A 5,057-nucleotide genomic window follows, 5' to 3' on the forward strand; every position below is an offset into this window, starting at 1 on the left:
GCGCGCACGTTGCCATCGTCGGCCGCGCCGAGGACAAGCTCCGGCGGGTCCGGGAGGAGATCGAGAGCGACGGCGGATCGGTCTCCGCTCACGTCGCCGACATCCGCGACGAATACGCCGTGATCGAAGTGGTGGAGTCCGTCCTGGCTGACCGCGGCCGAATCGACGGACTGGTCAACAACGCCGGCGGGCAGTACCGTGCACCGCTGAAGATCATTACCACCAAGGGATTCGACGCGGTCGTCCGGACCAACCTCACCGGCGGTTTCATCGTCATGCGCGAGATCTACAACCGCTGGATGGTTGACAATGGCGACACAATCGTCAACATGATCGCCGATATCTGGCACGGCTGGCCCCACTTCTCGCACTCTGCCGCGTCCCGCGGCGGCATGTTCACATTGACCGAGTGCGCCGCCACTGAATGGGCGGAGTCGGGTGTGCGCGTGAACACCGTCGCCCCAGGCTCGATCGCGTCCAGTGGTTTGGACACCTACGATGCCAAGGATACCGAGTTCATCCAGAACGACGTCACCCCTGGCATCCCGCTACAACGATTCGGAACCGAGTCCGAAGTCTCGGCGGCCATCGTCTTCCTCCTCTCGCCGGCAGCAAGCTTCATCACCGGCTCCTGCATCCGCGTCGACGGCGGTGCCCCCAACGCCCGGCGCGGTTGGTGGGAGCTACAACCGATCCGCAACAACCAGCTTTACGACGGTTTCCACCGCTCGTCAAGCCCTGCGATTCTCACCAAAGTGGTGGCGGACAAGTCATGAGGACCTCCCATCGCCACACGCAGGAGCAGCCAACACCTATGAGCAGCAGGTCGATCTCTGACTGCGGCGTCACCGTTCTCGGCGGTACCGCGGGCGTCGGACTCGAAACCGGCGCACAGTTCGCAGAACACGGAGCCCGCGTGGTCATGCTGGGCCGTAACCTGAAACGCGGTGAAGCGGCATGTCAAACGATTCGCGACCGAGCACCGACTGCCGACATCAGCTTCATCCAGGTCGACGCGACCGATCCGGCCGACGCCCTCCGGGCCGAAGCGGACGCCCGCGCGCACCTGGGCGACATCGACGTCCTGGTCAACACCACAGGGCCAAGCGAACCACCGCGGCTGCTCCACAACATCCCCATCCACAACATCAGGCCGCGCATCGACGAAGTCGTCCTACCACCACTGCACATGATGTACGCCGTCCTACCGGGCATGCGTCAACGACGAGCCGGAGCGATCATCAACGTTGCCTCCGACGCGGCCAAGGTCGCCACGCCCGGCGAGACCCTGATCGGAGCTGCTATGGCCGCCATCGTCATGTTCTCCAAGGCCGCTGCCCTCGAGGTCAAGCGCGAAGGTGTGCGCATCAACCTCCTCACGCCGTCGATCATCGCCGGCACCCCCGGCGCCGCCCTCATCGACGGTGAACCATTCAGCGCCAAGATGTTCGCCAAGGCCACCAGCATGGCCCACCTCGGTGTGGCTGAATCTTCTGACCTCGCGGCGATGGCGCTCTTCCTCGCCAGTCCCGCCGCACGGCGCATCACCGGCCAGGCGATCAGCATCAACGGCGGTATCTCCGTGGCGTGATGATCCCGGCCCCGCTCCGAATCCAAGCCGTAGCGCGGCAACTACCCATACCTCAGAAAGCATTCAAATGGGTTACGAGACACTCGAGCTGACCGTCGACGGCGGCGTGGCCAGCGTGGTGCTAAACCGCCCCGACGACGGAAATTCATTCAGCGCGGTGTTCTGTCGCGAGTTCGGTCACCTCGGAAACGAGTTGGCCAGTCGCCGCGATGTCCGGGTCGTCCTCCTGCGGTCGCGCGGCCGGTTCTTCAGCATCGGAGGTGACATCGGGATGTTCTCCCGCGACCTCGACGCCGCTTCCGCGGCGGTGCGTGACGGCACATCCGGTCTCCACATGGGACTGGCCCGGCTCCTGCGGATGGACGCGCCCATCGTCGCCTGCGTGCAGGGTACCGCCATGGGCGGTGCCGTATCGATCATCGCTAACTGCGACCTGGTCTACAGCGCGCGATCCGCACGCTTCGGAGCCGCCTACGCCCGGATCGGCTTCACCTGCGACCTCGGTGCGACCTCCGGGCTAGCGTCGCGAATGGGCATCGCGCGCGCACGACGATTTCTGCTGCTCGGTGAAGTGCTCGACGCCGACGAGGCGAAGCGCACCGGTCTCGTGGATCATGTGCTCGACGACGACGCGGTAGCCGAAGAGGCGTACAAGGCTACCGTCGAGCTCGGTCAGGGTCCCACGAGAGCCTACGGCGAGATCCGGCGTCTGCTCGCCCGCGCACTCGCCAATCCCCTTGAAGCCCAGCTCGAGGACGAGGCCCAGGCACTGGCCCGTGCCGCGGCTACCAGTGACGCACGCGAAGGCATCACGGCCTTCGTCGAGAAACGCACGCCACGCTTCCATGGCCAGTGAAGCGCGTAGTGATCTCAATTACGGAAGGACAGCAGGTATGTGGCTCTACTCTGAGATCAGAACACTGGGAGACATCCCGCGGCACTACTCGCGCATAACACCGGCCGCTCCCGCTCTCATCGGTGCCGACGGGCCGGTCTCCTGGTCCCAGCTCGATATCCGGTCGAACCAGATTGCCAATGTCGTCGCAGCGGCCGATGTCGTGCCTGGTGCCCGGGTGGCCCTCTTGGGCAAGAATTCAACGCGCTACTTCGAAATTCTGTTCGGTGTGAACAAAATCGGCGTGGCACTGCTTCCGCTGAACTGGCGGCTCGCTTTACCCGAACTGGTTGCCATACTTCAGGACGCGTCGCCAGATCTCTTCTTCGCCGACCGCGAATATGCCGACGTCGCGGAGAAGGCCATCGCTTCCAGCGGACTGCGCTGCCGCGTCATCGGCTACGACTCGACACGGCCAGGCCGCTCCGCGTTGGACGAACTGATGAGTGCGGCCAGCAGTGACGACCAAGTGGTCGACGTCAATCCCTGGCACACCGCGATCCTCATGTATACCTCCGGCACCACTGGAAAACCCAAGGGTGTGCAGCTGTCGCACCAGAGCTATCTCTATCTGCGTCTGTGCGAGCACCTGGAACCGTCGTTCAGCTACACCTCTGAGGACGTCATGCTCACCGTTATGCCACTGTTCCATGCGATGGGCGTCGGGCTGTCCCTGCAAGCGCTCTACAATGGTGCCGCGGTTGCCGTCTACTCTATGCCGGACCCGGGCAAATTACTTGCGCTCATTCAGCATGATCGACCTACGCTCCTGCCGCTCATACCGACCGTGATCCAGATGATGCTCGACCATCCCGACGCGGCCACCGCCGACCTGTCGTCAGTCCGCGTCGTTGTCTATGCTGGCTCACCCATTGGCCTCTCGCCGCTCAAACGCGCTCTCCAGGCGATGACGTGCGATTTCATCCAATTCTACGGTGCTACCGAGACCTGCGCCGGAGTCACCTTCCTACGGCCTGACCAGCACAGGCGTGGAATCAAACTGGAATCCTGTGGCAGCCCGTTGCCGCTGGTCGAGCTCAAAGTCGCCGACTCTGACGGGAACGAGGTCCCCGATGGGCAGGTCGGCGAGTTCTTGCTCCGATCGCCGTCACTGACCACCGGCTATCACAACCAACCAGATTTCACAGCCCATGCCTTCCGAGACGGCTGGTATCACACCGGAGACGCCGGTTACCGCGACGCAGACGGATTCTTCTACATCGTCGATCGCGTCAAAGACATGATCATAACTGGTGGTGAAAACGTTTATTCAACCGAAGTGGAGCAGGCACTCCAACAGATCAGCGGCGTCCAGCTCTGCGCGGCGATCGGCCTGCCGGACGCGAAATGGGGCGAGCGTGTGGTTGCCGTCGTAGTCCCAGAACCCAACGCAGTCCTGGTGGCAGAACAACTCATTGCTCAATGTCGCGAGCTAATTGCCGGATATAAGGTCCCGAAAGAGATAGTATTCGTTAGCTCATTACCGATAACTGCAAGTGGAAAAGTGATGAAAAGCGTCCTTCGGGACGAGATCATCGCTCAGACGTCCAGGTGAGGGAGCGTCTGCGCGATGGCTCTGTCGCACGGGTGAGTCCCCCCGAGTGGCGTAGATCGCCGGAATCTTGCTGACCGTCTGGAGTGTGTCGTTCCCGGACGAAAGAGGCCATCGCGTGTAGCTCTGTGTGAACCGACCAAAGTTGGCTCTTCTGACGTGTTAGTGGGTCGCTGATCGTCGATCAAGAACGGCGGCCGGGGAGGTCGATCTCGAGTCCGCCTCGGGTGAGGAGTGCCATGGCGATCAGTGCGTCGGGCGGGTGGAAGCCGTAGGCACGGCGGGTGAGTTGGCGTAGGTGGGTGTTGGTGGCCTCGACGCGGGCGTTGGTGACGGCGTAGTCGAGGGTGTTGTGGATAGCGGTCAGTTGTTTCCGGACGGTCTCGCCTATCTTGACGAACTCGGGTATTCGGCAACGCGCCGCCCAGGCCAGCCAGCCCGCGAGGAGTTTCTTTCCTTTGTCTCTGCCGACTTTGAACACCTCTCTGAGCTGTTCCTTCAGCAGGTAGGCGGTATAGGGTTTCCGGTTGGTCTTCTGGATGGAGGCTACCGTGGTCCGCTGCTTCCCGGTCTGGTTCGCGGGGTTCTTCAACAGCGCCCACCGGGTACCTTTCAGGAGTTTCGCGTCCTCGCCGCGGCCGGCGGCTTTCAGATCGTTCACGGTACGACGGCGGACAGTGTCGACCGCGTCCGTGGCCCACGCCACGACGTGAAACGAGTCCATGCAACGTTTCGCCTGGGGGCAACGGGATTCGACGACTGTACTGATCCACTCGGCGGACGCCGCCGAGCGGATCCGGGCCATCGAGGACGCCGTCCTGTTCAAAGTCAAGGTTGGCCGGTGGCGTGGCGCCGTCTTCGCCGACGAGCCCACCGCCGAGGTCCGCGATTGGCTGGTCGCGGCCGGCATCCGCGAGTAGGGCTCGCCCGACGACTTCTACACAGCCCTGCACACCCAGGCCCGCGCGGCCCGGCAGCGTTACAACGCCGAGCACGACAAGCCGCTGACCACCGACACC

6 protein-coding genes are annotated in these 5,057 nt (G+C 63.2%); 5 read left to right on the plus strand and 1 reads right to left on the minus strand.

Going from position 1 to position 5,057, the window contains the following annotated elements; translation table 11 throughout:
- Nucleotides 1–14: 14 nt before the first annotated feature.
- The 4 genes from DD1DGNOD_RS16710 (at nucleotide 15) to DD1DGNOD_RS16725 (ending at nucleotide 4,041) form a co-directional block, all read left to right on the plus strand.
- The gene (locus tag DD1DGNOD_RS16710) at nucleotides 15–776 is read left to right on the plus strand and encodes an SDR family oxidoreductase (protein WP_283234712.1); all 762 of its coding nucleotides are present in this window, start codon (nucleotides 15–17) and stop codon (nucleotides 774–776) included.
- A gap of 38 nt (nucleotides 777–814) precedes the next feature.
- On the plus strand, nucleotides 815–1,591 hold the full coding sequence (locus DD1DGNOD_RS16715; protein ID WP_131766391.1) for an SDR family NAD(P)-dependent oxidoreductase: 777 nt from the start codon (nucleotides 815–817) through the stop codon (nucleotides 1,589–1,591).
- A 67-nt stretch (nucleotides 1,592–1,658) separates the two neighbouring features.
- Nucleotides 1,659–2,447, plus strand: a complete 789-nt coding sequence (locus DD1DGNOD_RS16720) for an enoyl-CoA hydratase/isomerase family protein (protein ID WP_131766392.1) — start codon at nucleotides 1,659–1,661, stop codon at nucleotides 2,445–2,447.
- Nucleotides 2,448–2,484: 37 nt separating this feature from the next.
- Nucleotides 2,485–4,041 (plus strand): long-chain-fatty-acid--CoA ligase, encoded by a 1,557-nt coding sequence (locus DD1DGNOD_RS16725; protein ID WP_165034896.1) that lies wholly within the window; start codon nucleotides 2,485–2,487, stop codon nucleotides 4,039–4,041.
- 181 nt (nucleotides 4,042–4,222) lie between these two features.
- On the opposite strand, the gene DD1DGNOD_RS16730 is transcribed toward DD1DGNOD_RS16725, so the two are convergent.
- Complete coding sequence (locus DD1DGNOD_RS16730; RefSeq protein ID WP_241255786.1) at nucleotides 4,223–4,762, minus strand: transposase; 540 nt, start codon at nucleotides 4,760–4,762, stop codon at nucleotides 4,223–4,225.
- Here DD1DGNOD_RS16730 and DD1DGNOD_RS28215 point away from each other — a divergent pair.
- Nucleotides 4,761–4,958 (plus strand): hypothetical protein, encoded by a 198-nt coding sequence (locus tag DD1DGNOD_RS28215; protein WP_206443245.1) that lies wholly within the window; start codon nucleotides 4,761–4,763, stop codon nucleotides 4,956–4,958. The genes DD1DGNOD_RS16730 and DD1DGNOD_RS28215 overlap by 2 nt on opposite strands.
- Nucleotides 4,959–5,057: the final 99 nt, after the last annotated feature.

The sequence above is a fragment of the Candidatus Protofrankia californiensis genome (assembly GCF_900634765.1).
Taxonomy (GTDB): Bacteria; Actinomycetota; Actinomycetes; order Frankiales; family Frankiaceae; genus Protofrankia; species Protofrankia californiensis.

Coding starts and splice junctions, on each gene's coding strand:
- DD1DGNOD_RS16715 (WP_131766391.1), top strand. CDS start 815: ATGAGCAGCAGGTCGATCTCTGACTGCGGCGTCACCGTTCTCGGCGGT.
- DD1DGNOD_RS16720 (WP_131766392.1), top strand. CDS start 1,659: ATGGGTTACGAGACACTCGAGCTGACCGTCGACGGCGGCGTGGCCAGC.
- DD1DGNOD_RS16725 (WP_165034896.1), top strand. CDS start 2,485: ATGTGGCTCTACTCTGAGATCAGAACACTGGGAGACATCCCGCGGCAC.
- DD1DGNOD_RS28215 (WP_206443245.1), top strand. CDS start 4,761: ATGCAACGTTTCGCCTGGGGGCAACGGGATTCGACGACTGTACTGATC.
- DD1DGNOD_RS16730 (WP_241255786.1), bottom strand. CDS start 4,762: ATGGACTCGTTTCACGTCGTGGCGTGGGCCACGGACGCGGTCGACACT.